Annotated in this window: 26 protein-coding genes; 10 read left to right on the forward strand and 16 right to left on the reverse strand. The window is 70.2% G+C overall.

What is annotated here, in order from left to right:
- Positions 1-209: 209 nt before the first annotated feature.
- The 5 genes from EDF53_RS12245 to EDF53_RS19385 all read right to left on the reverse strand — a co-directional run bounded on the left by EDF53_RS12245 (position 210) and on the right by EDF53_RS19385 (position 3,552).
- Positions 210-1,034 (reverse strand): helix-turn-helix domain-containing protein, encoded by an 825-nt coding sequence (locus EDF53_RS12245; RefSeq protein WP_123293863.1) that lies wholly within the window; start codon positions 1,032-1,034, stop codon positions 210-212.
- Between the two features lie 46 nt (positions 1,035-1,080).
- Entirely contained in the window at positions 1,081-1,443 is a 363-nt protein-coding gene (locus tag EDF53_RS12250) for a hypothetical protein (RefSeq protein ID WP_123293864.1), read from the reverse strand.
- A 76-nt stretch (positions 1,444-1,519) separates the two neighbouring features.
- Entirely contained in the window at positions 1,520-2,020 is a 501-nt protein-coding gene (locus EDF53_RS12255) for a hypothetical protein (protein ID WP_133939128.1), read from the reverse strand.
- Between the two features lie 174 nt (positions 2,021-2,194).
- Positions 2,195-3,241: a GrpB family protein gene (locus EDF53_RS12260; protein WP_185021028.1), complete on the reverse strand. Its 1,047-nt coding sequence runs from the start codon at positions 3,239-3,241 to the stop codon at positions 2,195-2,197.
- A 32-nt stretch (positions 3,242-3,273) separates the two neighbouring features.
- Positions 3,274-3,552, reverse strand: coding sequence for a hypothetical protein (locus EDF53_RS19385; RefSeq protein WP_185021029.1), 279 nt, complete (start codon positions 3,550-3,552; stop codon positions 3,274-3,276).
- Between the two features lie 119 nt (positions 3,553-3,671).
- Between EDF53_RS19385 and melA the strand changes: the two genes are divergently transcribed.
- From melA to EDF53_RS12280, 4 genes are all read left to right on the forward strand, one after another.
- Positions 3,672-5,096, forward strand: coding sequence for an alpha-galactosidase (melA, locus tag EDF53_RS12265; RefSeq protein ID WP_123293867.1), 1,425 nt, complete (start codon positions 3,672-3,674; stop codon positions 5,094-5,096).
- Between the two features lie 125 nt (positions 5,097-5,221).
- On the forward strand, positions 5,222-6,526 hold the full coding sequence (locus EDF53_RS12270) for a sugar ABC transporter substrate-binding protein (protein ID WP_260215575.1): 1,305 nt from the start codon (positions 5,222-5,224) through the stop codon (positions 6,524-6,526).
- Entirely contained in the window at positions 6,510-7,469 is a 960-nt protein-coding gene (locus tag EDF53_RS12275) for a carbohydrate ABC transporter permease (RefSeq protein WP_123293868.1), read from the forward strand. The genes EDF53_RS12270 and EDF53_RS12275 overlap by 17 nt, the downstream gene beginning before the upstream one ends.
- A complete protein-coding gene (locus tag EDF53_RS12280) occupies positions 7,469-8,344 on the forward strand; it encodes a carbohydrate ABC transporter permease (protein WP_071252441.1) in 876 nt (291 codons plus the stop codon). The genes EDF53_RS12275 and EDF53_RS12280 overlap by 1 nt, the downstream gene beginning before the upstream one ends.
- A 173-nt stretch (positions 8,345-8,517) precedes the next feature.
- Here EDF53_RS12280 and EDF53_RS12285 read toward each other — a convergent pair whose 3' ends face one another.
- The 4 genes from EDF53_RS12285 to EDF53_RS12300 all read right to left on the reverse strand — a co-directional run bounded on the left by EDF53_RS12285 (position 8,518) and on the right by EDF53_RS12300 (position 11,589).
- Complete coding sequence (locus tag EDF53_RS12285) at positions 8,518-8,727, reverse strand: cold-shock protein (protein ID WP_123294168.1); 210 nt, start codon at positions 8,725-8,727, stop codon at positions 8,518-8,520.
- 16 nt (positions 8,728-8,743) lie between these two features.
- A complete protein-coding gene (locus EDF53_RS12290) occupies positions 8,744-9,853 on the reverse strand; it encodes an acyl-CoA desaturase (protein WP_123293869.1) in 1,110 nt (369 codons plus the stop codon).
- A 249-nt stretch (positions 9,854-10,102) separates the two neighbouring features.
- Positions 10,103-11,089 (reverse strand): Gfo/Idh/MocA family oxidoreductase, encoded by a 987-nt coding sequence (locus tag EDF53_RS12295; RefSeq protein ID WP_243692509.1) that lies wholly within the window; start codon positions 11,087-11,089, stop codon positions 10,103-10,105.
- On the reverse strand, positions 11,086-11,589 hold the full coding sequence (locus tag EDF53_RS12300) for a heme-degrading domain-containing protein (protein WP_123293870.1): 504 nt from the start codon (positions 11,587-11,589) through the stop codon (positions 11,086-11,088). The genes EDF53_RS12295 and EDF53_RS12300 overlap by 4 nt, the downstream gene beginning before the upstream one ends.
- A 116-nt stretch (positions 11,590-11,705) precedes the next feature.
- On the opposite strand from EDF53_RS12300, the gene EDF53_RS12305 reads away from it, so the two are divergent.
- Positions 11,706-13,523, forward strand: a complete 1,818-nt coding sequence (locus EDF53_RS12305) for a BCCT family transporter (protein ID WP_260215579.1) — start codon at positions 11,706-11,708, stop codon at positions 13,521-13,523.
- Positions 13,524-13,613: 90 nt separating this feature from the next.
- On the opposite strand, the gene EDF53_RS12310 is transcribed toward EDF53_RS12305, so the two are convergent.
- Positions 13,614-14,066, reverse strand: a complete 453-nt coding sequence (locus EDF53_RS12310; RefSeq protein WP_123293871.1) for a GNAT family N-acetyltransferase — start codon at positions 14,064-14,066, stop codon at positions 13,614-13,616.
- Positions 14,067-14,082: 16 nt separating this feature from the next.
- Positions 14,083-14,508, reverse strand: coding sequence for a VOC family protein (locus EDF53_RS12315; RefSeq protein WP_123294171.1), 426 nt, complete (start codon positions 14,506-14,508; stop codon positions 14,083-14,085).
- 128 nt (positions 14,509-14,636) lie between these two features.
- Here EDF53_RS12315 and EDF53_RS12320 point away from each other — a divergent pair, with 128 nt between their 5' ends.
- Positions 14,637-14,903, forward strand: coding sequence for a hypothetical protein (locus tag EDF53_RS12320; RefSeq protein ID WP_123293872.1), 267 nt, complete (start codon positions 14,637-14,639; stop codon positions 14,901-14,903).
- Between the two features lie 79 nt (positions 14,904-14,982).
- On the opposite strand, the gene EDF53_RS12325 is transcribed toward EDF53_RS12320, so the two are convergent.
- Complete coding sequence (locus EDF53_RS12325) at positions 14,983-15,846, reverse strand: SMP-30/gluconolactonase/LRE family protein (protein WP_185021030.1); 864 nt, start codon at positions 15,844-15,846, stop codon at positions 14,983-14,985.
- Positions 15,847-15,903: 57 nt separating this feature from the next.
- Here EDF53_RS12325 and EDF53_RS12330 point away from each other — a divergent pair, with 57 nt between their 5' ends.
- On the forward strand, positions 15,904-16,941 hold the full coding sequence (locus EDF53_RS12330; RefSeq protein WP_123293873.1) for an LLM class flavin-dependent oxidoreductase: 1,038 nt from the start codon (positions 15,904-15,906) through the stop codon (positions 16,939-16,941).
- An 88-nt stretch (positions 16,942-17,029) separates the two neighbouring features.
- Here EDF53_RS12330 and EDF53_RS12335 read toward each other — a convergent pair whose 3' ends face one another.
- Positions 17,030-18,244: a glycosyl transferase gene (locus EDF53_RS12335; protein ID WP_123293874.1), complete on the reverse strand. Its 1,215-nt coding sequence runs from the start codon at positions 18,242-18,244 to the stop codon at positions 17,030-17,032.
- Positions 18,241-19,053 (reverse strand): mannosyl-3-phosphoglycerate phosphatase, encoded by an 813-nt coding sequence (locus EDF53_RS12340; protein WP_123293875.1) that lies wholly within the window; start codon positions 19,051-19,053, stop codon positions 18,241-18,243. The genes EDF53_RS12335 and EDF53_RS12340 overlap by 4 nt, the downstream gene beginning before the upstream one ends.
- Positions 19,054-19,224: 171 nt before the next feature.
- Here EDF53_RS12340 and EDF53_RS12345 point away from each other — a divergent pair, with 171 nt between their 5' ends.
- Together EDF53_RS12345 and EDF53_RS12350 are read left to right on the forward strand one after the other, a co-directional pair.
- Positions 19,225-19,929, forward strand: coding sequence for a hypothetical protein (locus tag EDF53_RS12345; protein ID WP_148058344.1), 705 nt, complete (start codon positions 19,225-19,227; stop codon positions 19,927-19,929).
- A gap of 10 nt (positions 19,930-19,939) precedes the next feature.
- Positions 19,940-20,410: a GNAT family N-acetyltransferase gene (locus tag EDF53_RS12350; RefSeq protein ID WP_185021031.1), complete on the forward strand. Its 471-nt coding sequence runs from the start codon at positions 19,940-19,942 to the stop codon at positions 20,408-20,410.
- Positions 20,411-20,487: 77 nt separating this feature from the next.
- Here EDF53_RS12350 and EDF53_RS12355 read toward each other — a convergent pair whose 3' ends face one another.
- A complete protein-coding gene (locus EDF53_RS12355; protein WP_123294174.1) occupies positions 20,488-21,534 on the reverse strand; it encodes an alpha/beta hydrolase in 1,047 nt (348 codons plus the stop codon).
- Positions 21,535-21,809: 275 nt separating this feature from the next.
- Here EDF53_RS12355 and EDF53_RS12360 point away from each other — a divergent pair, with 275 nt between their 5' ends.
- Positions 21,810-22,811, forward strand: a complete 1,002-nt coding sequence (locus tag EDF53_RS12360; RefSeq protein WP_148058345.1) for a carboxypeptidase regulatory-like domain-containing protein — start codon at positions 21,810-21,812, stop codon at positions 22,809-22,811.
- Here EDF53_RS12360 and EDF53_RS12365 read toward each other — a convergent pair.
- A complete protein-coding gene (locus tag EDF53_RS12365) occupies positions 22,808-23,521 on the reverse strand; it encodes a GAF and ANTAR domain-containing protein (RefSeq protein ID WP_131973727.1) in 714 nt (237 codons plus the stop codon). The two genes, EDF53_RS12360 and EDF53_RS12365, sit on opposite strands and share 4 nt — an antisense overlap.
- Between the last annotated feature and the right edge of the window lie 14 nt (positions 23,522-23,535).

The following is a 23,535-nucleotide window of genomic DNA, read 5'->3' on the forward strand; positions in this document are numbered from 1 at the left end:
ACCACCGTCCACGTCTCCGAAGACGCCGCCGGCCTGCTGAACAAGACCTTCGGCACCGACGCCGTCAAGCGCGGCCTCCTCGTCGGCACCGCCACGATCACCGCACAGATCAAGTAACACCCCACGTACTCCGGCTGTGCATGGCAGACCGGAACGGCCAACGCCCCGTCGCTCGCGACGGGGCGTTGCTCGTGCGTGGAGACGCCGGGTCAGCGAACCCGCGCTCGGTACGCACCTGGCGCGGTTCCGCACGCACGGGTGAAGTGCACGTAGAAACTCGATTGCGACCCGAACCCTGCGGCGTGCGCGATCTCCGACGTCGTCATGGACGTCGTCGCGAGCAACCGCTGCGCCTCGGCCACCCGGCACCGTGTCAGGTACTCGACGATCGTGGTGCCGACGTCCTGTCGGAACACCGACATCGCGTAGTGCGGGTGCAGGTGTGCGGCCGCTGCGACGTCAGCGACCTCGATCGGTTCGCGGAACCGGTCGACCACGAACCGCACCATGTCGATCACGCGGTGCATGGCATCCGCGGTGCCGTGCCCGCCGCCGGGCCGCAGGTCAACGGCATCGCGGTGGTGCCGGAGCAGGCGACGCACGAGCGCCTGCGCCTCGAGGTTGGCGATGATCTCCGCACCGTCGTCCTCGAAGTCCTGCTGCCACGACCCGAGCATCGACTCGACGTCACGGCCAGCGGCTGCGGTCGGCACGACGATCGGGCGGTTCAGGAGCATCGCTCCGAGGTCGTGGTCGGGCAGTCCCCACGCCAGCACCTCGGCCAGCGGGATGTGCACCCAGCGGAACTCGCCCGTGCCGGTGCCGTCACCCACGAGCTGGTGCGGGGTCCAGCCCCAGAACAGTGCGATCTCGCCCGCGTGCACGCTTACCGGCGCCCCGCCGAACCGGTAGTCCAGGTGCCCGTCGAGCACCAGGTTCATCTCGAGGTCGTCGTGCCGATGGGACGACGCCATGAGCGGAGCCGGGCCGCGGTGGCTCCAGTACGCCGCTTCCATCGTCTCCACGTCGAGCACGATGCTGAGCCTACGTCAGTGAGCCTTTCCCCACACAGGACCTCCGTCAGGGGGTCGCCTGACGAGACCAGTAGTCGGCTCTGATGACGAGGAGTTCCCCGTCCGCTTCCGAACTCAGGTTGACGGTGCGCGGGTCCCACAGTGTCCCGCGCTGACGAGCTTGCGGAGTCATCCCCAAGCTCGTCGCGAGGTCCTGCGGGCTCACTCCCTCGGGCGGTCGGACCGAGAGCACGGCCCAGCACCCACCAGAAGCGCACTCCTTCTCTTCCGTGATCAGCTCGCTGCCCGCGGGCAGTGAGACCGAGGAAGCGGGTGGCACATCCCCCTCGGTCGCGAACGCGAACAGGGACACGAGGCGAACACCGGCGAGCAACGCGACGAGCGCAAGCGTCACCACGACCATCACCACGACCGATCGCTTCCGTCTCCCTGTGGCCGTCACGAGCGCCACCCTACGGCCTTGGCGCAACAGCCTGTCCTGGTACTCACCCGACGGTGTGGAGTACTTCGATGCCCATGGAGCCGACGCGCGGTCGGTACCGGACGAGCGCGACTCGTGCCCCGTGCATCTCTCCGAGCTCCTGGTGGCGCGATCGGTCCACGTGACGCACGACCGCTGCCTCGCGTGAGGCCTCGCGGTGCACACTGATCGAGAGGTGGGCCGTGTTCCTGATGAAGGCCATCGGAGGCGCGGCACCGCCGTGGAGCGCCGAGGCAGCCTCACGCATCCGGACACGGATCGGCCGCAGGGTGTCGTCGTCGAACCCCTGCACGAAGATGCCGGCCGCCGATCCTCCAAGGCCGTCGAGCCGGACTCGGTGGTCGAGCGCGCCGCGCGAATCCTCGACGACGTCGATGTAGTGCTCGAGCGTCGCACGGTCGATCCGATCGCGGTACGGTTCGAGGCTCGTGATCGTGAGGTGCACGTCCTCGACTCCGTACACGTGTTGCGTGCCGTCGTACGCGGCGGCCAGTTCATCCGCCACGCCAGCGATCCGCTGAGCGAGTGGCCTCGGAGGGAGCAGCACCAGGCTCAGACCCCAGCGCGGATCACCGTCCACCGGTTCACGGTCGAGCTGCAGGTCACCAACACGCAGCCGCTGACGGGCACGTTCCCAGAGCACGTCGTACTCCTCACGACTTGCCACAGGCGCCGCCGTCTACTCGTCCCACGCCGTCACGGACGCGAGACCTCGGACGGCACGTTCCTCATCGAGCAGCTGCTGCACCACCTGGCTCTTCGCTGCGGTGTAGGCACGACCGTCCGACGATCGCGCTGCTCGGGTCTTGACCTCCCGGTACCGCGCAACGGCGGTCGGGTCGCTGAGCAGTTTGTCCCGGAAGAGCCGTTGGTTGCATTCGTCCCACTGGTCCGAGGCGAAGACGTGGAGGATGTGGGTCCTCGCCCCGTCTCGCTCTCGGGTGTACACCCCGTGGCTCTTCGGACCGGAACGGTGCTGCGTGTAGCCCGTCGCCGCGAGCAACGGGCTGAGCGCCAAGGGATCCGTGTCGACTGCGACCCGGACCGCGATGTCGATGACCGGCTTTGCTTCGAGGCCCGGGACGGCCGTGCTGCCGATGTGTTCGACCGCGAGCACGCGGTCTCCGAGCGCGGCGACGAGCCGCGACGCCTCACGCTGGTAGTCCGTCTTCCAGGAGTCGCGGTGTGCTTCCAGCTGCACCGCGGGAGGCTCGTCCACGGACCGGATCGTGGCCATCGCCGCTGGCCACAGCGCGTCCAACCGCGGTCCCCACGGATCTGCCATCACGCCGCTCTGACGGAGTTCGACCACCTCGGACGCGGGGAGCCACTTCCAGGCCATCACCTCGGCCGGAGCTGGCCGCACGGTCGAGTCGGCAGGTTCCCGGACGGTGAAGAGATCCACCAGCGCAGAGTCCTCGGTGAAGCGACCGACCCACTGCAGCGCGTCGGGCGCGACCTCGATGGCGGTCTCCTCGCGCAGTTCACGGCAGGCCGCCGCTGTCCCCGACTCGCCGGCGAGCGCACTGCCACCGGGAAACTCCCACCCGTGCGCGAACTCCTTCGTCGGAGCTCGTTGCGTGACGAGGACGGTCCCGTCGGCGCGGTGGACGCAGACCGTGACCACGAGGTGGAAGGACCCGGCGGGCCAGCCGCTGTCGCCTCGCCGGAACGTCGTGCCTGTCGCTCCACCGCCCGCATCGACCACGTCCCACCACTCGTCCACGTCCGCCAGCGTACGACGACAGTCGCGACCCGTCAGAGCCCCTTCCGTCTGTTCGTCTCCCAGTACCCCAGCACCAGCTCGTCGCCCGGCGGCAGTTCGCGTTCGACGAGCCGGAAGAGTCGACGCGCCTGGCGCTCGGACGAGCGCGCCGCGGCCTCGGTCGGCCATCCCGCTTCCACCGAGTAGTCCTCGTTGAACTCGGCGGCCCACCGCAGTACTTCGTCGCGGACCGTCTCCGACAACGCCGGTGTCCCCTCAGGGCACAGGCCGTCCTCGTCCCAGAGCGGCCAGTCGACGCTGTACTCGTTCATCAGTCGGTAGCGCACCGGACAACACTCGCACAGCGGGCCACGGACCGATCCGAGGATCCTGGAACCCCACCGTCCGAAGCCGGAGGACCGCACACCCCCGCGCTTCCTACCGTCGACACATGACCAAGATCACCATCATCGGCGCCGGCGGCTTCGTCTTCCCCTTCCGCCTCATCGGCGACCTCGTCTCCTTCCCCGCCCTGCAGGACGCGACGTTGCACCTCATGGACCTCGACGCGGGCCGGGTCGCCCGCACCGCGACGGCCGCCCGCGAGCTCGTCGCCCACCACGGCCTCGGTGTCGAGGTCCTCGAGACCACGGACCGCCGTGCGGCCCTGGCGGGTGCCGACGTCGTCATCATCACGTTCCAGGTCGGCGGCGTCGAGTCGTACAAGTGGGACGTCGAGATCCCGCGCAAGTACGGCATCGACCAGGCGGTCGGCGACACCGTCGGCCCGGGCGGCGTCTTCCGCTTCCTGCGGTCGGTCCGCGCGTACGAGGACATCGCCCGCGATGCCCTCGAGCTCTGCCCGGACGCCCAGTTCATCAACTACGCGAACCCGATGGCGATGGCCACGGCGTTCCTCAACGCGAAGGGGCTCCGGACGGTGGGGCTCTGCCACAGCGTGCAGGGCACGACCCGCATGCTGGCGCGCACGCTCGGCGTGCCGTACGACGAGGTCGAGTTCGTCAGCGCCGGCATCAACCACCAGGCGTGGATCCTCGAGTTCACGCGTCGCAACGGCGAGGACCTGTACCCGCGTCTGCGCGAGGTGATGACGGCGAAGCACCAGCGGGGTGTCGCGGCGTCCGACCTGCACGACGACGACGGCGACCACAGCGAGGCAGCTGCCGCGGCGAGCAACTACGAGGGCGGCAACGAGCAGGTCCGCACCCAGCTGATGCGCTCGTTCGGGTACTTCGAGACCGAGTCGAGCCACCACGCCAGCGAGTACGTGCCGTACTTCCGCAAGGACCCGGAGACGGTGCTCGAGTACATCCCGGAGCGCTGGGACTACTACGAGATCTGCCTGGCGCACGACGAGCAGGGCGACGTGGACACGCAGCTCGAGAAGCTCAAGGCCGACCTGACGCCGAGCGTCGAGTACGGCGCGAGCATCGTGAACGCGATCGTGACGGGTGTGCCGGCGGTCGTCTACGGCAACGTGCCGAACGCCACGGGCGTCATCCAGAACCTGCCGTCCGACGCCTGCGTCGAGGTCGCGTGCCTGGTCGACGGCAAGGGGGTGCAGCCGACGTCGTTCGGTGAGCTCCCGCCGCAGCTCGCCGCGATCAACCGCACGAACACGAACGTGCAGACCCTGGCGGTGCGCGCTGCACTCACGGGCAACGTCGAGCACGTCCACCACGCGGTGGCTCTGGACCCGCTGACGGCGGCGCACCTGACGCTCGACCGCATCGCCGAGATGACCGACGAGCTCCTGCACGCCCACGCGGCGCTCCTCCCCGAGTCGCTGCGTCCGGCGGACGCGGTCACCGCGGCACCGGTGGCCGACCGGGAGGCCCGCCCCGCGCTCGTCTGAACCGTCGCGCCCGACGTGGGGTCGGGTCCAGGACGCGACCCCACGTCGGACGCGCGGCGCCCCGTGTGCGCACCCCGCGCCTCCCGGCCGACCTGAACGGCACCACGACCTCAAAGGAGAGGACCATGCCGACCCGACCATCCCCCCAGCTCGCCAGACGGGGGTTCCTCGCCCTCGCCGGCATCTCGCTGACCGGCGCGCTGGCAGCGTGCGCCGGCGGCGGCACGACCGGCCGCGGCGGGACGAAGCACATCCGCCTGTCCACCTGGAACATCCCGACGGACATCACGAGCTACCAGGCGATCGCCGACGAGTTCGTCGCGGCGCACCCCGGCACGAGCGTCGCCGTCGAGGTGACGACCGGCCAGTTCCACCAGTGGTTCATCACCCGGCTCGCCGCCGACCTGGCGCCGGACGTCATCCGGATCACCCCGCAGCAGATCGGTCGGTACGCCGCGAACGGCAGCCTGGTCGACATCTCGGGGGCCGTCCCGGCGGACTACCGGCAGGACTACAGCGACCCGTTCTGGGCGATCGGCGCGCGGGACGACGGCGTGTACGGCGTCTTCCAGCACACCGACAACTTCATCACCTACTACAACCGCGACGTCATGGAGCAGATCGGCGTCACACCTCCTGAAGCCCTGGCCGACGCGTGGACGTGGGACGAGTTCCTCGACGTCGCGAAGGAGGTCAAGCAGGTCACCGGCAAGTACGCGTTCGGGTACGGGTGGTCGTCGCCCGAGACGGCGTACCGGTGGCTGCCGCTGGTCCACCAGAACGGGGGCGCGTTCCTCGGCGAAGACGGTGCCACCCCGTCGATGGACACCCCGGAGGCGATCGACGCCCTGGCCTTCGGCCGGAAGTGGTACGCCGAGGGACTCGCGACCACGGGCAACCTCAGCAAGAGCGGCGGCGGCGACGTCTCGCGGAACCTGTTCCTGACCGGGCAGATCGGCATGATGCTCAACAACCCGGAGTCCATCGCGCAGCTCGACACCGACATGCCGGACAACTGGGGCACGGCCCCGATGATCCGCAACGTCGGCGAGGCGAGCGACCTGGGCGGCAACGCCCTGGCCGTCACGAAGTCGAGCAAGCACCCGGAGCTCGCGGCCGAGCTCGTTGCGATGATCACGTCCCGGTCGAAGATGCAGCAGTTCTGCCACGACGGCAACTGGCTGCCCGCCCGGAAGTCCCTCGACGCGAAGGACATCGGGTACGCCGCGAACACCGACACGATGCAGCGGTTCATCGACCAGGGGACGACGATCCCGCTCTCGATGGTGAAGGCCGAGAGCGGCGAGTACTTCAGCTCGCTCAACGCGGTGTTCGCCGACTACCTCGACCTCTGCCTGCTCGGGCAACTGAGCCCGAAAGAGGCCTCGAACCAGATGATGGAGGCGATGCGCAGTGTCACTGCGAACTGAGACCGCGCCGGTCCGCACGACGGCGTCCACCGCCCCACCGACCGGCGGATCCCCCGCGGGCGGCGGCACCCGCCGGAGCCGGGGCCGCTTCGTCCCGTACGTGTTCATCGGCCCCGCGGCGCTGCTGTTCCTCGGCTTCTCGCTCATCCCGATCATCACGGCGATCGCGCTGAGCTTCCAGGACTCCAGCACCTCGCTCGGCGACGGCACCTGGGTCGGCGGGAAGAACTTCGTCGACATGGGTTCCGACCCGCTCATCGGCACGGCGCTGCGGAACACGCTCGTGTTCACGCTCGGCACCGTGCCCACCTCGATGGCGATCGGGCTCGCCCTGGCGGTCGCCCTGAACCGGCCGCTGCCCGGGCGCTCGGTGTTCCGTGCCCTGTTCTTCGTGCCGATGGTCGCGGCGGGCGTCGTGGTGGGCGTCATCATGTCGTGGATCTTCAACGGCGACTACGGCGTCGTGAACAACCTGCTCGAAGCGCTCGGGATGGGGCGCGTGCCCTGGCTGACCGCTCCGGGCTGGGCGATGGCGACCCTGGTGGTCGTCGTGGTCTGGACCCGGATCGGCTTCTGCATGGTGATCTACCTCGGCGCGCTGCAGTCCGTGCCCGCCGAGCTCAAGGAGGCCGCCGCGATCGACGGCGCCTCGCGATGGGTCCGGTTCCGGACCATCACGTGGCCGCTGCTCCGCCCGACGACTTCGATCCTGCTCATCCTGAACGTCGTGTTCTCGTTGCAGGCCTTCGACGTCATCTACGTGATGACCGGCGGTGGCCCCGGCTTCTCGACGACCGTGCTGATCCAGTACGTGTTCCGGTCCGCGTTCATCGATGCCCGGATGGGCTACGCCGCGGCGCTCGGACTGGTGCTCGTCGCGATCCTGCTCGTGTTCACGCTGCTCCGGCAGCGCGCCAACCGCAAGGCGGAGGAGATGCTCTGATGGCCGTACTCGATGTCCGCGGTCCCCGCCGCCGTCCGGCTGGGGCCCGCTCCAGGCGCCGGCCTGGTCGCTGGGTGCTCGTCGCCGGGCTCACCGCCCTGGCCATCCTGATGGTGTTCCCGCTGTACTGGATGGTCGTCTCAGCACTCACCCCCGGCGGGCAGTCGCAGAGCGGCACGTTCTCGCTGTTCCCGACCCGGCCGACGTTCGAGAACTACACGCAGGTGTTCAGCACACAGCCGGTCTGGCGGTGGCTCGGCAACTCGGCGCTCATCACCAGTGTCGGCACCGCGTTGAGCGTCGTCGTGTCGTTGATGGCCGGGTACGCCCTCGCCAAGTTCCGGTTCATGGGCCGGGGGCTGCTGTACTCGGCGTTCCTCGTCACGATCATGATCCCGATCCAGGTCACCCTGGTGCCGAGCTTCCTGGTCGTCGCGAAGATCGGCCTGGTCGACTCCCCCTGGGCGGTGATCCTGCCGACCGTGTTCGACGTCGTCGGGATCTTCATCGCCCGGCAGTTCATGCTCGGGGTGCCGGACGCCCTGATGGAGGCCGCTCGACTCGACGGCGCTGGCGAGTTCCAGACGTTCTTCCGGGTGGTGCTGCCCTCGTGCGGCCCCCTGGTCGGGGTGCTCGTGATCCTCGGCTTCATGACGCGGTGGAACGACTTCCTCTGGCCGCTCGTCGTGCTGCAGGGCAACGAGAACCTGACCGTGCCGGTGGCCCTGTCGACGCTGACGAACAACCCGGCGTTCAGTTCGCCGTGGGGTGCCGTGATGGCCATCGCGACGGTGACCGTGCTGCCGCTGCTCGTGGTGTTCCTGGCGTTCCAGCGCCAGTTCGTGCAGGGCATCGCCTCGACCGGCATCAAGTAGCGCGGCGGGCGCGCGCCGGCACGGCGGGCGGCGTACCTGCCCGAATCGGGCGTACCTGGTCGATTCTTTCGACCAGGTACGCCCGATTCCGCATACCAGCGCAGTGGACATGGGAAAGAAACGACGGGAGGCACGGTGCCAACTGGCACCGTGCCTCCCGTCCGTCGTCCGCGTCAGCGGATGATCGAGATGTTGTCCGCCTGCGGGCCCTTCTTGCCGGGGCCCACGTCGTACTGCACGTGGTCGTTCTCCTCGAGCGACCGGTAGCCGGTCGTCGCAACGATGCTGGAGAAGTGGGCGAACAGGTCCTCGGACCCGTCGTCGGGGTGGATGAAGCCGTACCCCTTGGCGTGGTCGAACCACTTCACGGTGCCGGTCGGCATGGTCGACAGCACGGCGTCAGTGGATGCGCAGTTGCGCGACCATCGGGCAGGCGAACGGGTCGCGGGCAGCGAGCCCGACCCGGTTCAGGTACCGGACGACGATGCCGTAGGAGCGCAGCAGGGTGGTCTCGGTGTAGGGCACCTCGAGCGTGTCGCAGTGGTCGCGGACGAGCAGGCGGGCCTGCTTGAGCGCCGGACGGGGCATCGACGGGAACAGGTGGTGCTCGACCTGGTAGTTCAGGCCGCCCATCAGGAACGAGACCCACCAGCCGCCGCGGATGTTGCGCGACGTGCGGACCTGGCGCGAGAAGAAGTCGACCTTGGCGTCGTGCGCGATGGTCGGCATGCCCTTGTGGTTCGGGGCGAACGAGGCGCCCATCATCACGCCGAACACGGCGAGCTGCACCCCGAGGAACGCGCAGGCCATGCCGAACGGCAGGAACCAGAACACGACCGTCAGGTAGATGCCGAAGCGGGCGACGAGCAGCGCGGCCTCGAGCCAGCGGTGCTTGACGTCGGCCTTGGTGCCGTTGCCGGTGACGATGCTCTGCACGGCGTACCGGTGCAGGTTCAGGCCCTCGAGCGTCAGCAGGGGGAAGAACAGCCAGCCCTGGAACCGCATGAACGTCGTCATGAGCGGACCCTTGACCGCCGCAGCGTCCTCCGGCAGGAACCGGATGCCGTCGGGTGCGATGTCGGGGTCCTTGCCGACGGTGTTCGGGTTGCCGTGGTGGCGGGTGTGCTTGTTCATCCACCACGAGTAGCTGAGGCCGACCAGGAACGTGCCGAGCCAGCGGCCGGCGTGGTCGTTCCACTTCTGCGAGGCGAAGACCTGGCGGTGCGCGGCTTCGTGCGACAGGAACGCGAACTGCGTGAAGATCACGCCGAGCGCGCCGGCGACGATGAGCTGGAACCAGGTGTCGCCGAGGAATGCGAACGCGACCCACGCGAGGGCGAAGGTGACGATGAGTGTGCCGAACAGCGACCAGTAGAACCCGGTGCGGCGGCGGAGGAGTCCGTTCTCCTTCACCTGCGCGAGCAGGGCTGAGTAGGTCGAGGTGCCCTTGGGGCTTCCTGTTCCAGGTCGAGTGCGGGTGTAGCCCGGAGCGAGCGGAGTGGTGGTCAAGATGGACCGACCTTCCGGTGCGGACCGGCCCTTCGGCCGGTTCGAGAGAGTTCACGCGATTGCGCTTGGTGCGACCCTAGGGCCTGAAGGTGCGATTCCACCTGACAATCAGCCTGCCCTGTCCAGCGGGCGTTGTGATGGCACCTGAAGGGGGTGTGCGTCCCCACGGGCGGACGGGAGGCGCGGGTCGCCCCCGCCCCGTGCCTCCCGTCCGCCGCACGCGCCCGACCAGGGCCGTGGCCCGCGCCGTCAGGTCGCGATCCGCGCTCCGGAGCGGTGCGACTCCGTCGCCGCGTCGGCGAGCAGGAGGGCCCGCCGGCCGTCCTCGAGCGTCGCGCGCGGGCGCTCGTCGCCGCGCGTCACCGCGACGAGGTGGGCGATCTCGGCCGCGTAGGCCTCGCGGTACCGGTCGCCGTAGTGGCTGATGGCGAGGTCGCCCGCACCGACGCCGGCAGCGGTCGACGCGGTGACCGAGGTCGCGGTCCGGTTGCCGACCGCGAGCGTGCCCGCTGGCCCGGACGCCTCGAGCCGCTGGTCGTACCCGGAGGCGTTGCTCCGCGCGTCGACGATCGTGACGAGTGCCCCGCCAGCCGTGGTCAGGGTGACCATCGCACCGGAGACGTCGTCGAGTGCGGCGACCTCGGGGTCGCTCACCTGGCCGACGGCGTGCACCGAGGTGACCTCGCCGCCGAGCCACCGGGCCATGTCGAGGTCGTGGATGGTCATGTCGCGGAACAGTCCACCGGACCCCGGTACGTAGGCGATGGGCGGCGGTGCAGGGTCGCGGCTGACGATGACGAGCTGCTCGAGGGGGCCGATCTCACCGGCCACCAACCGGTCGTGCAGGGCCGCGAACGACGGGTCGAACCGACGGTTGAAGGCCACGACGACCCGGTCTGCGGCGGCACCGACGGCCGCGATGCAGGCGTCGACCCGGGCGATGTCGAGGTCGACGGGCTTCTCGACCAGGACAGCCTTGCCACCGGCGACCGCCTGCGTGATGTGCGCGGCGTGCAGCGGGTTCGGCGACGCGATGACGACGGCGTCGATCGCCGGGTCGGCGAACGCGGCGTCGACCTCGAGGGCGGCGGCTCCGTGGCGAGCGGCGAGCGCCGGTGCTCCGGACCCACCGGCGACCGCGGACAGGACGGCACCGTCGGTGCGGGCCACGTTGGCGGCGTGCACGGCCGCCATCTTGCCGGCGCCGATGATCGCGATGCGGACGTCGGCGGTCACGAGGCGTCGGCCCGGATCGCTTCGAGCCCCTCGACCACGAGCGCGTGGTCGTCGTGCATCTCGAGACCACTGACCCCGACCGCCCCGATCAGGCGGCCCTGCAGCAGGAGCGGGAACGCACCGCCGGCCGCCGCGTACTCGTTCGTGTCGAGGGCGCCGTCCTGCTCGAAGCTCCCGCCGGCGGCCAGGTAGGTCGCGCGGACGCGCAGCGACGACTGGCCGAAGTGCCGCACGACGCGGAACTTCCGCTCGAGCCAGGCGTCGTTCAACGCGGCGGCGCCCTCGGTCGCGGCGTGGAAGACCCGCTGCTCGCCGAACACGACGGCGAACCCGATGGCGTGGCCGCGGTCGATCGCCGCCTGCCGGAGCCAGGAGCCGAGGCGCCACGAGTCGTCGAGGTCGAAGGACGGGAACGTCAGGCGCTGCTCCTCGGCCGCGAGGGCATCGCGCAGGGCGGTCGGGTCGAGGTCGCGGTAGTGGGCGCCGTCGGGGTGGGCCATGATCTCTCCTTCGAGGTGGTCCGGAACACGTTCTGGAACGTTCCAGAGCACCGAGCGTACCGCCCCCGACACGCCTGAGCGAACGCACAGAGCCGCCGCCAGGCACCATGGAGGGCATGGCAAGCACCACCTCCGCTCCCCCGCCCGGCCCCGTCGAGACGACGTCGAAGGTGCGGCGGTGGGTGTTCTGGCCCGCCGCCGTCCTCGTGCTCGGTTTCGTGGCGTTCACCCTGATCTCCCCGTCGAGCGCCGAGGCGATGTTCGTCGGCCTGCAGGACGGCATCGTCAAGAACTTCAGCTGGTACTACGTCCTCGTCGCCGCGTTCTTCGTCGGCTTCTCGCTGTTCGTCGGCTTCAGCAAGTTCGGCGACATCAAGCTCGGCAAGGACCAGGACGAGCCCGAGTTCTCGACCGGGTCGTGGTTCGCGCTGCTCTTCGCCGCTGGCATGGGCATCGGCCTCGTGTTCTACGGCGTCTCGGAACCGCTCAGCCACTTCGCCTCACCGCGCCCCGGCGTCACCGGCACCGAGAACGAGCTCGCGCAGCAGGCCCTCACCCAGACGTTCCTGCACTGGGGACTCCACGCGTGGGCGATCTACGTCGTGCTCGGCCTCGCCCTGGCCTACGCCATCCACCGCCGCGGCCGCCCCGTGTCGATCCGGTGGGCGCTCGAGCCGCTGCTCGGCAACCGGGTGCGCGGCGGGTGGGGCAACCTCATCGACGTCATCGCGCTCGTCGGCACGCTGTTCGGTGTCGCGACCTCGCTCGGCCTCGGGGTCATCCAGATCGGCGCCGGGCTCGAGAGCGCTGGCATCGCCGACAGCAGCATCGTCAGCCAGATCGCCATCATCGCCGTGATCACCGCGGTGACCATCGTGTCGCTCGTGACCGGTGTCACCAAGGGCATGAAGATCCTGTCGAACTTCAACCTGCTGCTCGCCGCCGCACTGCTGCTGTTCGTGCTCATCGTCGGGCCGACCCAGTTCCTGCTCCGCGACTTCGTGCAGTCCATCGGCGCGTACCTGCAGAACATCGTCGGCCTGTCGTTCAACGTCACTGCACAGCAGGGCGCCGAGGGCGTCGCCTGGCAGGGCGCGTGGACCACCTTCTACTGGGGCTGGTGGATGTCGTGGGCGCCGTTCGTCGGCGTCTTCATCGCGCGCATCTCGAAGGGCCGAACGGTCCGCCAGTTCGTGTTCGGCGTGCTGCTCGTGCCGACCGCGCTCACGTTCCTCTGGTTCGCCGTGCTCGGCGGCGCCGCCATCCACCGCGAGACCGACGGCCCCGGTGGCCTGGTCGGCTCGGACGGCTCGGTCGACCTCGAAGGCTCGCTGTTCGCCCTGCTCGGCGACCTGCCCGCCGGAGCGGTGCTGACCTTCGGCGCGATCCTGCTCATCGGCGTGTTCTTCGTGACCTCGTCGGACTCCGGGTCGCTCGTGATGGCGATGATCGCGTCCGGCGGCGACATCGAGCCGAAGAACTGGCTGCGCGTCTTCTTCGCCACCGTCTCGGCACTGCTCGCCGTTGCCCTGCTGCTGAGCGGCGGGCTGAACGCTCTCAAGACGGCGGCGATCACCACGGCGTTGCCCTTCAGCGTCGTGCTGCTGCTCACCTGTTGGTCGACGATCATCGCCTTCACCCGCGAGCGCCGTGCCTACGACAAGGCCGAGCGCGAGGTCCTGCTCGAACACGTCGGTGCGTACTACGGCCTCGAGGTCGAGGGGCCGTCAGAGCGCGCGCCGCGGTCCGCGTTCGGTCGGCCGTGGGCAGCCGTCAAGAAGCGCGTGCGCGGCGGGTCAGTGGCGCACCCGGCCGCCACCGCCCTCGACGACTTCCCGATCCGGACGCAGACGGTGTCACCAGACCCGGCGGTCGACGCGAGCCTGGACGACGGGCCGGCTGCGGAGAGCGCTCCGCGCCCGACGGACGGATGACGGACGGGAGGCTCGTGGCGGGGCCGCCACGGGCCTCCCGTCCATCAGCGGTCGCGACCAGGGCGTCGCGCTTGCCCCGACACGAAGGGCTCAGAGGCGCTTCTCCATGCAGTAGCTCGTCGGGTCGTCGGTGTACGGCGGGAACCGCGGGACCTGGCGGTACCCGAGCTTCTCGTACAGGGCGATCGCCGCGACCTGTGGCAAGCCCGTCTCCAGTTGCAGCGTCTCGATGCCCAAGTCGTGCGCGTGCGCCTCGAGTGCCTGGAGCAGGGCTCGACCGACCCCGAGCCCTCGAGCCTCGTCGGTGACGAACATGCGCTTGACCTCGCCGGATCCATCGCGCCGATCAACCAGCGCCGCGGTGCCGACGGCCACGCCACCCTCGCGAGCGACGAACAGCGAGACCCCATCGGCTTCCAGGGCGTCGACGTCGAGGCCGTAGTAGTTCTCGGCCGGGTACAGAGCCAGGGCGAAGGCGTCTCCTTGGCGGAGCAGGCTGAGGACGTCGTCGCTGCGAGGGCTCTCGATCTGGATGGAAGGCACGGCCGATTGTACGAGTTCAGTCGGCGACTGGGCGTCGTCCCGCCGAGGACTGGAAGCGCACCAGGTACCCGTCCGGGTCCTGCACGAGGAACTGGTCGACGCCGGCCTGCTCGTTCCCGACGTCGTACCACTTCGTCTCGGGCTGCATGAAGAGTTCGGTCTCGGCACGGAGCAGGGTGGCGGCGAGCGCGCGGCTGTCGGGCACGGTGATCTGGAAGTTCACGCCTCGGCCGAGCGGGCGATCGAGCGGGCCGGTGATCCAGTTCCGATCGACGCCGGCCTGTTCGAGCATCAGGTGTGCGGTGCCGAGGGCGATGTACGCGAAGCGCTCCTCGGGCCGCGCGTAGCGGGTCTCGAAGCCGCACAGGTCGCACCAGAACGCGAGGCTCCGGTCCAGGTCGGCGACGAGGAGTTCGGGGACGAGTGCGGGCTCGGGGGGCATGCTCACCGGACCATCGTGGCATCGGAGCGCTGCGATGCCCGCTCGGCGGCCGTCAGATGCCGGGACAGGAATACGACGATGCGGCGTCGTGCGAGGATTCGTCGACCACATCGACGAAGGGCTCGATCATGACCACCGCGCGCACGTTCCACCTGATCAGCACGCCGCTGCTGGCCGTCGGGTTCCTCGGGGTCGGCGCGCTGATGGCCGACGTCTACTACGGACCGGAGGGTGGGGGTGCCAACATCGGCCTCGGGCTCGTGATGCCACTGTGCCTCGGCTCCGGCGTGGTCGGCATCGCGATGGGGATCGCGGCCCTCGTGATGACGTGGTCGGCCGGCCGCGCCGCACGTTCGCGCCAGCCACGCCCGGGGCACCTCCCCGAGGTTCCATGACATGCCGCGTGCACGTCGCCGAGGTTCCACGGGCAGGCTCCGCGGCGCGTGAGATGCCCGAATTTTGGAACCTCGGCGCTCACCAACCCGGCACGGCCACCCGCACCGCACTGATCCGCCCCGCACGCGTCTGCGCCGTTGTCGCCGGGTCGTAGCTGTCCGCCGTCGCCAGGTACAGCGTGCGGCCGTCCTCGCCCCCGAGTGCGCAGTCGATCGCGCACAGCCCCGGCGCGTCGATCCGGTCCGTGACCTCGCCGCCCTCGAGGACCCGGAGGAACTCCCCCGTGTCGACGGAGCAGACCCAGACGGCGCCGTCGCGGTCGACCGTGCTGCCGTCCGGCGTGACGCCACCGGGAAGCGCTGCCCACTCGCGTCGGCCGGTCAGCGACCCGTCGGGCTCGATGTCGAACGCGGTGAGCCGGCCGCCCCACGTCTCGCTCACCACGAGGGTGCGGGTGCCGGGCAGGACGTTCGCGCTGTTCGGGAACACCAGCCCCTCGGCGGCGAGGCGGAACGAGCCGTCCTGCTCGATCACGTACAGCGGGCCGGGGCGGAGCTCCTCGCCGCCGTACAGGTCGTAGCCGAAGGCCCCGATGTAGGTCCGGCCGGTCGCCTCGTCGACGACCAGGTCGTTCAGGAGCGACGACTCCTCGCCGGACAGGTCGGCGAACACCGACGCCTCTCCACGGTCGTCGACGGCGACGACCGTGCGGGACTCCATCGAGCTGACGACGAGTCGCCCGTCGGCGAGCCATCCAAGTCCGGACGACTGGCCCTCCACCGTGGCCTCCAGGCGCGGAGCCGCGGTCGAGGTCGGGTCCATCGAGAAGACCTCGCCGGTGTGCATGTCCGAGTACCAGAGCCGCCCGTCGTGCCAGCGGTTGCCCTCGGGGAAGCGGATGTCGGTGACGACGTCGGTCGCGGAGTCCAGAGTGATGTGCACCGATCCACCCTGCCAGCCGGACCCCCGCGCCACCCGGTGGTCTGGCACGATCGAGGCATGCCCCTCGACGGAACTCCCCTGGAACGGCTCGGCTTCCTGACGATCGGGTCGTTCGACCCCGCCCGACCGTCCGAGGGCCACGAGGACACGCTCCGGGTCATCGAACGCGCGGAAGCGCTCGGCTTCGACAGCGCCTGGCTGCGCCATCGGCACCTGCAGCACGGCATCTCCTCCCCCGTTGCGGTGATGGCCGCCGCGTCGCAGCGGACCTCGCGGATCGAGCTCGGCACCGCCGTCACGCCGATCGGCGCCGAGAACCCCTTCCGGCTCGCCGAGGACCTCGGCACCGTCGACGTGCTGCTGGGTGGGCGGCTGAACCCCGGCTTCTCGGTCGGTACCCCGATGAACTTCGACCTGTACCGCGAGGCGCTCTACCCCGACACCGCCGAGCACGAGGACCTCGGCAACGACCGGCTCCTGCGCTTCCGTGACCTCGTGCGCGGAGACGCGGTGGCCGGCACCGGGACCGGCACCGTCGAACGCCGAGGGATCGAGGAGTTCGCGAGCACCGTCCAGCCCCACAGCGCTGGCCTGTCCGACCGCATCTGGTACGGCACCGGCAGCACGAAGTCGGCGGTCTGGGCCGGCGAGAACGGCTTCCACCTGCTCACCTCGAGCGTCACGCGCAGCGAGGTCGGCACGGACTTCGCCGCCAACCAGCGCGCACAGATCGACGCCTACCTCGACGTCCACCCCGACCCCGACGCCGCCCGTGTCTCGCAGGGCCTGGTCGTCATCCCGACCGACACCGCGACCCGTGAGCAGGAGGCCCGCTACCGCGCCTACGTCGAGAGCCGCTCCGGCCGAGTTGGCGTACCGATGGGGCCCGCCGGGATGCTCTTCGCCGCCGACCTCGTGGGGACCTCGGCCGAGATCGCGGACCGGTTGCGCGCCGACGCCGGCTACCAGGCGGTCACCGAGGTCGCCTTCGCGCTGCCGTTCTCGTTCGAGCCGGACGACTACGCGCAGATCACCACGGACATCGCGGAGCACCTGGGTCCGCAACTCGGCTGGGCGCCGCGACCGGCGGCCTGAGAGCAGCGCCAGACCGCCGGACGGGAGGCACGTGGCCAGCTCGCACCGTGCCTCCCGTCCGCCCTTCGGTCGCGCCCAGGGCGCGTGATCAGTCCTGCTGGTCCGCCTCCACCGCATCCTGCAACCGCTCGAGCACGTCCGGCACCGCCGAGCGCACCCGGCTCCAGCTCGGGATGAACGGCTTGTCGTCCGGGCGCGCGCTGAAGGCGCCGCCGGCGTCGAGGATCGCCTTGGTGAAGAGCTCCACCGCGGCTTCTTCGGCGTGCTGGTCGAAGCCGAGCCCGCTCATCTCCGCTTCGTGCCGGTAGACCTCGACGATGTCGAGGGCGTTCCGGTAGTACGTCGCCTTGAGCACCCGGAACGAGTCCGAGGTGAGCGGGACGCCCATCGTCGCGAGCTTCCGCAGCAGCGACTGCACGATGTCGTTGCCCATACGGGCGAGTCCGCCGGTGCCGTCGGCCTCGGCGAGGGGCTGGTGCTTGTGGTCGTAGGCATCGGCGATCTCCACCTGGCACACCTGCCGGGTCGCGTAGTCGCGGTACACCTCGGACAGCATGCCGATCTCGAGGCCCCAGTCCCCCGGGATCTTCAGGCCGTTCAGCACGTGCGCGCGCATCGCGAACTCGCCGGACAGCGGGTACCGGAAGCTGCTGAGGTACTCCAGGTACTCGGACTCCCCGTAGACCTGGCGGAGCGACCGGAGCAGCGGGCCGACGAGCAGGCGTCCGACGCGGCCGTTGATCCGGCCGTCGGCGACGCGGGCGTAGTAGCCCTTCGAGAACTCGTAGTCGAACGCCGGGTTCGCGACCGGGTAGAACAGCCGCGCGAGCATGCCCCGCTCGTACGTGGTGATGTCGCAGTCGTGCAGGGCGATGCACTCCGCACGCTCCGACGCGAGCGCGTAGCCCGTGCAGTACCAGACGTTCCGGCCCTTGCCCGGCTCGCCCGGCGCCAGGCCCTCGCGCTCGAGCTCGGCGTCGAGTGCCCGCAGCCGCGGCCCGTCGTTCCACAGGATGCGGTGCCGCTGCGGCAGCCGGGCGAAGAACTCCCGCGCGTGTTCGAACTGCGAGCGGTCGGCGCGGTCCAGCCCGATGACGATCTCGCTGAGCCAGTCGGCCTCGGCGAGCTCGTCTACGATCCGAGAGAGCGCCGGGCGTTCGAGCTCCGAGTACAGCGCCGGCAGGATCAGGCTCATCGGCCGCTTCTCGGCGAAACCCCGCAGGTCGTCCTCGATGCTCGCGGTGCTGCGGCGGCCGAGGTCGTGGAACGTCGTGATGATGCCGTTCTGGTGGAAGTCGCTCATCGGTGGCTCCTGACGGACGGGGTGGTGAATCGGGAGACGCCCTCGGCCCAGCCCTGCGGGCCAGGGGCGGTTGTGCGGTGGACGCGCTCGGGTCGGTCGTCGGCGAGGGGGCCGGGTTCCGGGCCGTGGCCGCGGACGACGACCGCCAGGTCGACGGCGTCGAGCAGCGCCGTGTCGTTCGGGCCGTCGCCGAGCCCGATGGTGCACGGAGCGGTGCCGGTGCGGCGTTCGTGGTCGGCGACGAGCAGGCGGACCGCGGTGCCCTTGTCGCGCCCGGCGGGCAGGACGTGCCAGAAGCGGCCGCCGCGCACGAGGTCGAGGCCGGCCGCGGCGAGCGCCGCGCGGAACGCGTCCGCCCGGTCGTCGTCCTCGGCGTGCCAGAGCAGGACCTCGGAGGCTTCGCGCCGCCGGGCATCACCGGCAGCATCGAGGACGAGGCCGGTCCAGGCGGCGACGACCTCGTCGGTCACACCGCCGAAGGTCGCGAAGTGCAGGTCCAGGTCCGCACGGGTGCGGTCGAGGGCTGCGCGGAGACGCGCGACTTCGCCGTCTGGCGGTCCCGCGAGCACGTTGCCGTCTCGTCCCACGACGATCGCGCCGTTCTCCGCGACGAACGCCTGCCCATCCAGACCGGTCCGCCGCTGCAGGGCGGTGATCTCGGCCCGGGTCTTGCTGCTGCAGAACACCACCGGCACGCCGTCCGCGCGCAGCCGCTCGAGCATCGGCAGGGCAGCGTCGAACGAGTAGTCGTGGTGGTCGAGGAACGTCCCGTCGAGGTCCGTGACGACCATCAGGTCGGGTGGTGGCATCGTGCTCCGCTCGCGGCTGGCTGGGCTGCGGGCGACTATGCCCCGGACCACCCTGCCATGTGCGGGAGTCCGGTTGGTGAACAGGGGCGGCTCGGTTCCGTGGTGCGCACTGCGCGCCCGGTCGCTACAGTCGTGGTGGGGCGCCGGGGACCAGGCGCAAGGGGGAACACCGTGGGGGAAGTCCAGTACGACGACGCGGCAGCCGATCTGCTCGCGCAGGCAGCGTCCAGCGCCGCTTCAACTCTGCGTGTCCAAGGCGGCGCTCCGCGCGCCGCCGCTCCCATCGAACGAATGCAGCAGGGCGACCTACACGCCTGGCAGGTCCGCCACGACGAACGCATCCGAGCAGCCGCCCCGTCGGACTTCCTCCGGCGGCCGGGACTCCGAGGCGTCGCCCGCCCCAGCATCGGTGTCGGCGTCATGCTGACTGCGGCGCTCCTCGTGTCCGGTTGCAGCAACGCCCCTGGAGGCAACGCAGTGGACCCGTCCGAGGCGAAGAAGTCGATCGTCGACGCCGTCAAGGAGTCGACCGACGCCGTCGGCGGCGAGTGGACGGTGTACCGCGGCCCCGCTGCCGAGGTGTGCACGCAGTCGGGCGGTGGGGACGGCGCCCGTTTTGTCTACGTCCTGGAGCGGAGCGGCACCGACGGCACCGATCCTGCGGCCGACATCCGTACGGTCGAGGAGCTTTGGAAGTCAAAGGGGATCACGACGGAGCGGTTCGAGAGCGGCGGTTCAGACCCGCTCACCGGCATCCGGGGCGCGGACGGGCCCGTCACCTCCATCGGATTCAACGCGTACCCGCAGCGGTACAGCATCACAGGAGTCTCGGAGTGCTCCGACGGGGATGTGCAGGACCTGCGGAGTGCGGAGTGAGGCCGGCGTCATGATGATCCGGCACGCGACCGTTGACGACGCGGAGTCCATCGCCCACGTCCACACCACGTCCTGGCGTGAGACGTACGGCCGGTTCGTGGACGACCCGGCCACCAACCCGTGGTTCGACGTCGAGCGACGGATCACGATGTGGCGATCGAACCTGGAACACGAGACCTTCGCGACCCTGATCGCCGAGGGCGAGATCGGGATCATCGGCTTCGCCGCGGCACAGGTCGTGACCGAACCCGATGCGGTCCGGCCGGAAGAGCTCACCATGCTCTACGTGCTTGCGTGCGCTCATGGGAGCGGTGCTGGCCAGGCACTCCTGGACGCCGTCCTCGAGGGCCGTCCGGCTTCGCTCTGGGTCGCGGCCGACAACCCGCGAGCGCACTCGTTCTACCGCCGGAACGGTTTCGTCGCCGACGGCGCGACGTCGAGCTTCGGCCCGATCGGGACGACCGTTCGGCTCGTCCGTTGATCGCCTGGTGACATCGGCCGGGACGGGAGGCCCGGTGCCAGCTGGCACCGGGCCTCCCGTCCCGCTCGTGGGGATGTCTACCGAGACACCCCCGTCACGGGTCCGTCCTGGCGCCCGGCTGCGCGACTGATCGGCGAAGGATCGCCGAGCAGTCGTCGGGTCCAGTCCGCGAGGGCCGCGGTCGCGGTCCTCGAGATGGCGGCGTCGGGCACCATGCTCGTGAACCCGTGGAAGGCACCGGGCCAGACGTGGAGCTCCGCGTCGACCCCCGCTGCCCAGAGGCGGCTCGCGAAGGCGACGTCCTCGTCGCGGAAGACCTCAGCACTGCCGCAGTCGATGTAGGTCTTCGGCAGCGCAGACAGGTCTGCGGCACGAGCCGGCGCGGCGTACTCGGAGACGTCAGGGGTGGCACGGCGTGCCCCGAGGTACGCGTCCCACGCGAAGCGGTTCATCTGGCGGTCGGCGACCCCGACGCCGTCGATCTGCTGGGTCGAGACGGTCTCGTCACGGTCGTCGAGCATGGGTGACACGAGGATCTGCGCCATCAGGTCGGGACCCTGCCGGTCACGGGCGAGCAGGGCGGTCCCCACGGCGAGTCCGCCGCCGGCGCTCTGCCCCGCGATGACGATCCGTGCCGGGTCGATGCCGAGCTCGTCCGCGTGCGCCGCCACCCAGACGAGACCGGCGTAGCAGTCCTCCACCGGGTACGGATCGGGGTACTCGGGTGCGAGGCGGTAGTCGACGCTGACGAGGACCACGTCGTGGTCGAGCAGCCAGTCGTCGAACGAGTCGAGGTTCCCGAGGTGGTGGCCGAACATCATGCCCCCGCCGTGGATCGAGTAGACGGCCGCGGTCGCACCGGTCGCACCGGCCGCACCGGTGCGCTCGACGCGGTCGATGATCGCGAGGTCGATGGGCTCACCGAGGTACCCCGGAACCGTGACGTTCCGCCGCTGGTACCCGCGGGACCGCAGGCGCTCGTCGAGGACGTCCTCGGGCACGTCGAGCTGCCGCATGCGGGGCAACATCTCAGCGGTGAGGGTGAACGGGCCTTGGGCCTCGAGCGCCGCCAGGAAGGTCGCCAGTTCGGGGTCGAACGGCGGGCGGGCGATGGTGTCGGACACGGGCACACTCCTTCGATGAAGAAGTGGCGACTCCCGTGAGACGCGTGTGCGGTCCCGCCTGCCGGAGCAGCGCGGGATTTTTTCCCTCTGCCGAGGACAGTAGTGCACGCGACGCTCCGGAGCGCGCACCGCACTGTGCAAGAAGCCGCGGAAACGAGGTACTGAACGCCGACGTTCCTGGTGCGCAACCGGGACGCCGTCCTTCCCCACCACTCGCACGACGCGTACAGTCCCCCGCAAGGTACGACTGGTGGGCGGGGAACGCGATGCGACTGATGACGGGAACGACACTGGTCGTGGCGCTTGCCGCAGCAGCGATGGTCGGCCTGGCGCCGCCAGCGGCCGCGGCCGGGTCGGGGACGATCGCTGTGCAGCTCGCGACGCCGGACGGCACCCCGATCAGGTTGGCGGACGTCGAAATCGCTGCGATCGGCATCGACGCCGTCGTCGGGACCGCCACCACCGATGCCGACGGCACCGCGACGTTCACCGGCATCCCCGCCCCGGACACCGTGACGGTCACCACACGGCAACTCCCGCCGCGCGGAACGCAGACCTACGCCCCCGGACTCCGCTCGGCCATCGTGGTCCGCGGCGGCACGACGGTCGCGGTCACCGTGCCGCTCGTGATCGGCGCCACCGTGGAGGGCGGGGTGGTCGGCCCCTCGGGTCCCGCTGCTGGACGGTTGATGTACGCCTGGAACGAAGACACCTCGCAGGTGTTCCGGACGACCTCGGACAGCGCGGGCCAGTACCGGTTCGTCGGGTTCAGCACCGGGAAGTACCGCATCGAGGCCTACGCCAGCGGCACGGCGTCGCCCGCCGTCTGGAAGACCCGGGTGTACCAGCAGCGCGGGACCCTCCCAGCGTCGCAGGTGACGTTGTCGAGGCACTACGCACACAGCGACTACGACCTGGTCGTCTACGCCGACACGGCGTCCCGCACCCCGTCGCCGCTGCTCAGTGGCGCGCGCGTCACGGTGACGAACGCGACGACCGGTGCGTCGTTCTCGACCCGGTTCTCGACGCTGCTCGACAGCGAGCAGACGGCACAGTTCCAGATTCCCTCCGGGCAGTACTTGGTCGAGCTCCGGACAGTGGCGACGACCGCGACGCCGGCGCGTGTGCTGTGGCTCGGACGCCCCGGCGGCGTGTACCGGTACGTGACCGACCGGGCCCAGGCCGTCCCGGTGCGGGTCGTGTTCGGCGGATTCAACGGCTGGGGTGGGGCGGTGCCGGAAACGTCCGTGGCCGTGGCCGTGGCCGAGTACAACTAGCCGAGGGTGGTCCGTCCGGCGAGGACGGCGAGGGCGACCTCGGCGAGCGGGAGCTGGTTCCGCCGCGCGTGGTCGCGCAGCAGGGAGAACGCGGTCGCGGTGTCCACCCCGTTCCGGTTCGCGATCCACCCCTTCGCCTGCTCGATGACGGTACGGCTGTCGAGTGCTGCTTGCAGTTGCCCCTGCGTCGTCACCGCGTCGTCGATGGTGCGCTGCTGCATGAGCGAGACCGCTGCGATGTCGGCCAGTGCCCGCGCAGCGATGAGGTCGTCCTCGTCGAACGCGCCGGCGGACTCGCCGAACAGGTTGAGCGATCCGATGACGGTGGTCCGGAGCCGCAGCGGGATCGAGTGGACGGCTGTGTACCCGGCGTCAGCCGCGGCCCGGCAGAAGTGCGGCCATCGCGGCTCGGCCACTCGGACGTCGGGGATCGAGACCACGCTCCCCGTCCGCGCTGCCTCGAGACAGGGCCCGTCGCCGACTTCGAGCTGCAGGAGCTCGAGCAGTCCGCTGTGGTGCCCCACCGAGGCGGTGATCTGCAACCGGTGATCCGAGCCGAACAGCATCAGCCCGGCAGCGTGGACGTCGAACAACGCCGCCGACTCGTCCACCAGGTGCTGCAGGCGCCCGGTGAGGTCCTCTGAGCTGGTGGCGCTGCCGACCAGCGCGATGATCGTCTGCAACAGTCGTCGTTCGCGGTCGGCGCCCACGGGGTCACTCCAGA

The sequence above is a fragment of the Curtobacterium sp. PhB78 genome, from assembly GCF_003751685.1.
Taxonomy (GTDB): Bacteria; Actinomycetota; Actinomycetes; order Actinomycetales; family Microbacteriaceae; genus Curtobacterium.

Bases quoted from the DNA above. Each gene is read 5' to 3' on its own strand.
- EDF53_RS19385 (WP_185021029.1), bottom strand. From the start codon at position 3,552: ATGAACGAGTACAGCGTCGACTGGCCGCTCTGGGACGAGGACGGCCTG.
- melA (WP_123293867.1), top strand. From the start codon at position 3,672: ATGACCAAGATCACCATCATCGGCGCCGGCGGCTTCGTCTTCCCCTTC.
- EDF53_RS12270 (WP_260215575.1), top strand. From the start codon at position 5,222: ATGCCGACCCGACCATCCCCCCAGCTCGCCAGACGGGGGTTCCTCGCC.
- EDF53_RS12280 (WP_071252441.1), top strand. From the start codon at position 7,469: ATGGCCGTACTCGATGTCCGCGGTCCCCGCCGCCGTCCGGCTGGGGCC.
- EDF53_RS12285 (WP_123294168.1), bottom strand. From the start codon at position 8,727: ATGCCGACCGGCACCGTGAAGTGGTTCGACCACGCCAAGGGGTACGGC.
- EDF53_RS12300 (WP_123293870.1), bottom strand. From the start codon at position 11,589: ATGGCCCACCCCGACGGCGCCCACTACCGCGACCTCGACCCGACCGCC.
- EDF53_RS12305 (WP_260215579.1), top strand. From the start codon at position 11,706: ATGGCAAGCACCACCTCCGCTCCCCCGCCCGGCCCCGTCGAGACGACG.
- EDF53_RS12315 (WP_123294171.1), bottom strand. From the start codon at position 14,508: ATGCCCCCCGAGCCCGCACTCGTCCCCGAACTCCTCGTCGCCGACCTG.
- EDF53_RS12320 (WP_123293872.1), top strand. From the start codon at position 14,637: ATGACCACCGCGCGCACGTTCCACCTGATCAGCACGCCGCTGCTGGCC.
- EDF53_RS12330 (WP_123293873.1), top strand. From the start codon at position 15,904: ATGCCCCTCGACGGAACTCCCCTGGAACGGCTCGGCTTCCTGACGATC.
- EDF53_RS12335 (WP_123293874.1), bottom strand. From the start codon at position 18,244: ATGAGCGACTTCCACCAGAACGGCATCATCACGACGTTCCACGACCTC.
- EDF53_RS12340 (WP_123293875.1), bottom strand. From the start codon at position 19,053: ATGCCACCACCCGACCTGATGGTCGTCACGGACCTCGACGGGACGTTC.
- EDF53_RS12350 (WP_185021031.1), top strand. From the start codon at position 19,940: ATGATGATCCGGCACGCGACCGTTGACGACGCGGAGTCCATCGCCCAC.
- EDF53_RS12360 (WP_148058345.1), top strand. From the start codon at position 21,810: ATGACGGGAACGACACTGGTCGTGGCGCTTGCCGCAGCAGCGATGGTC.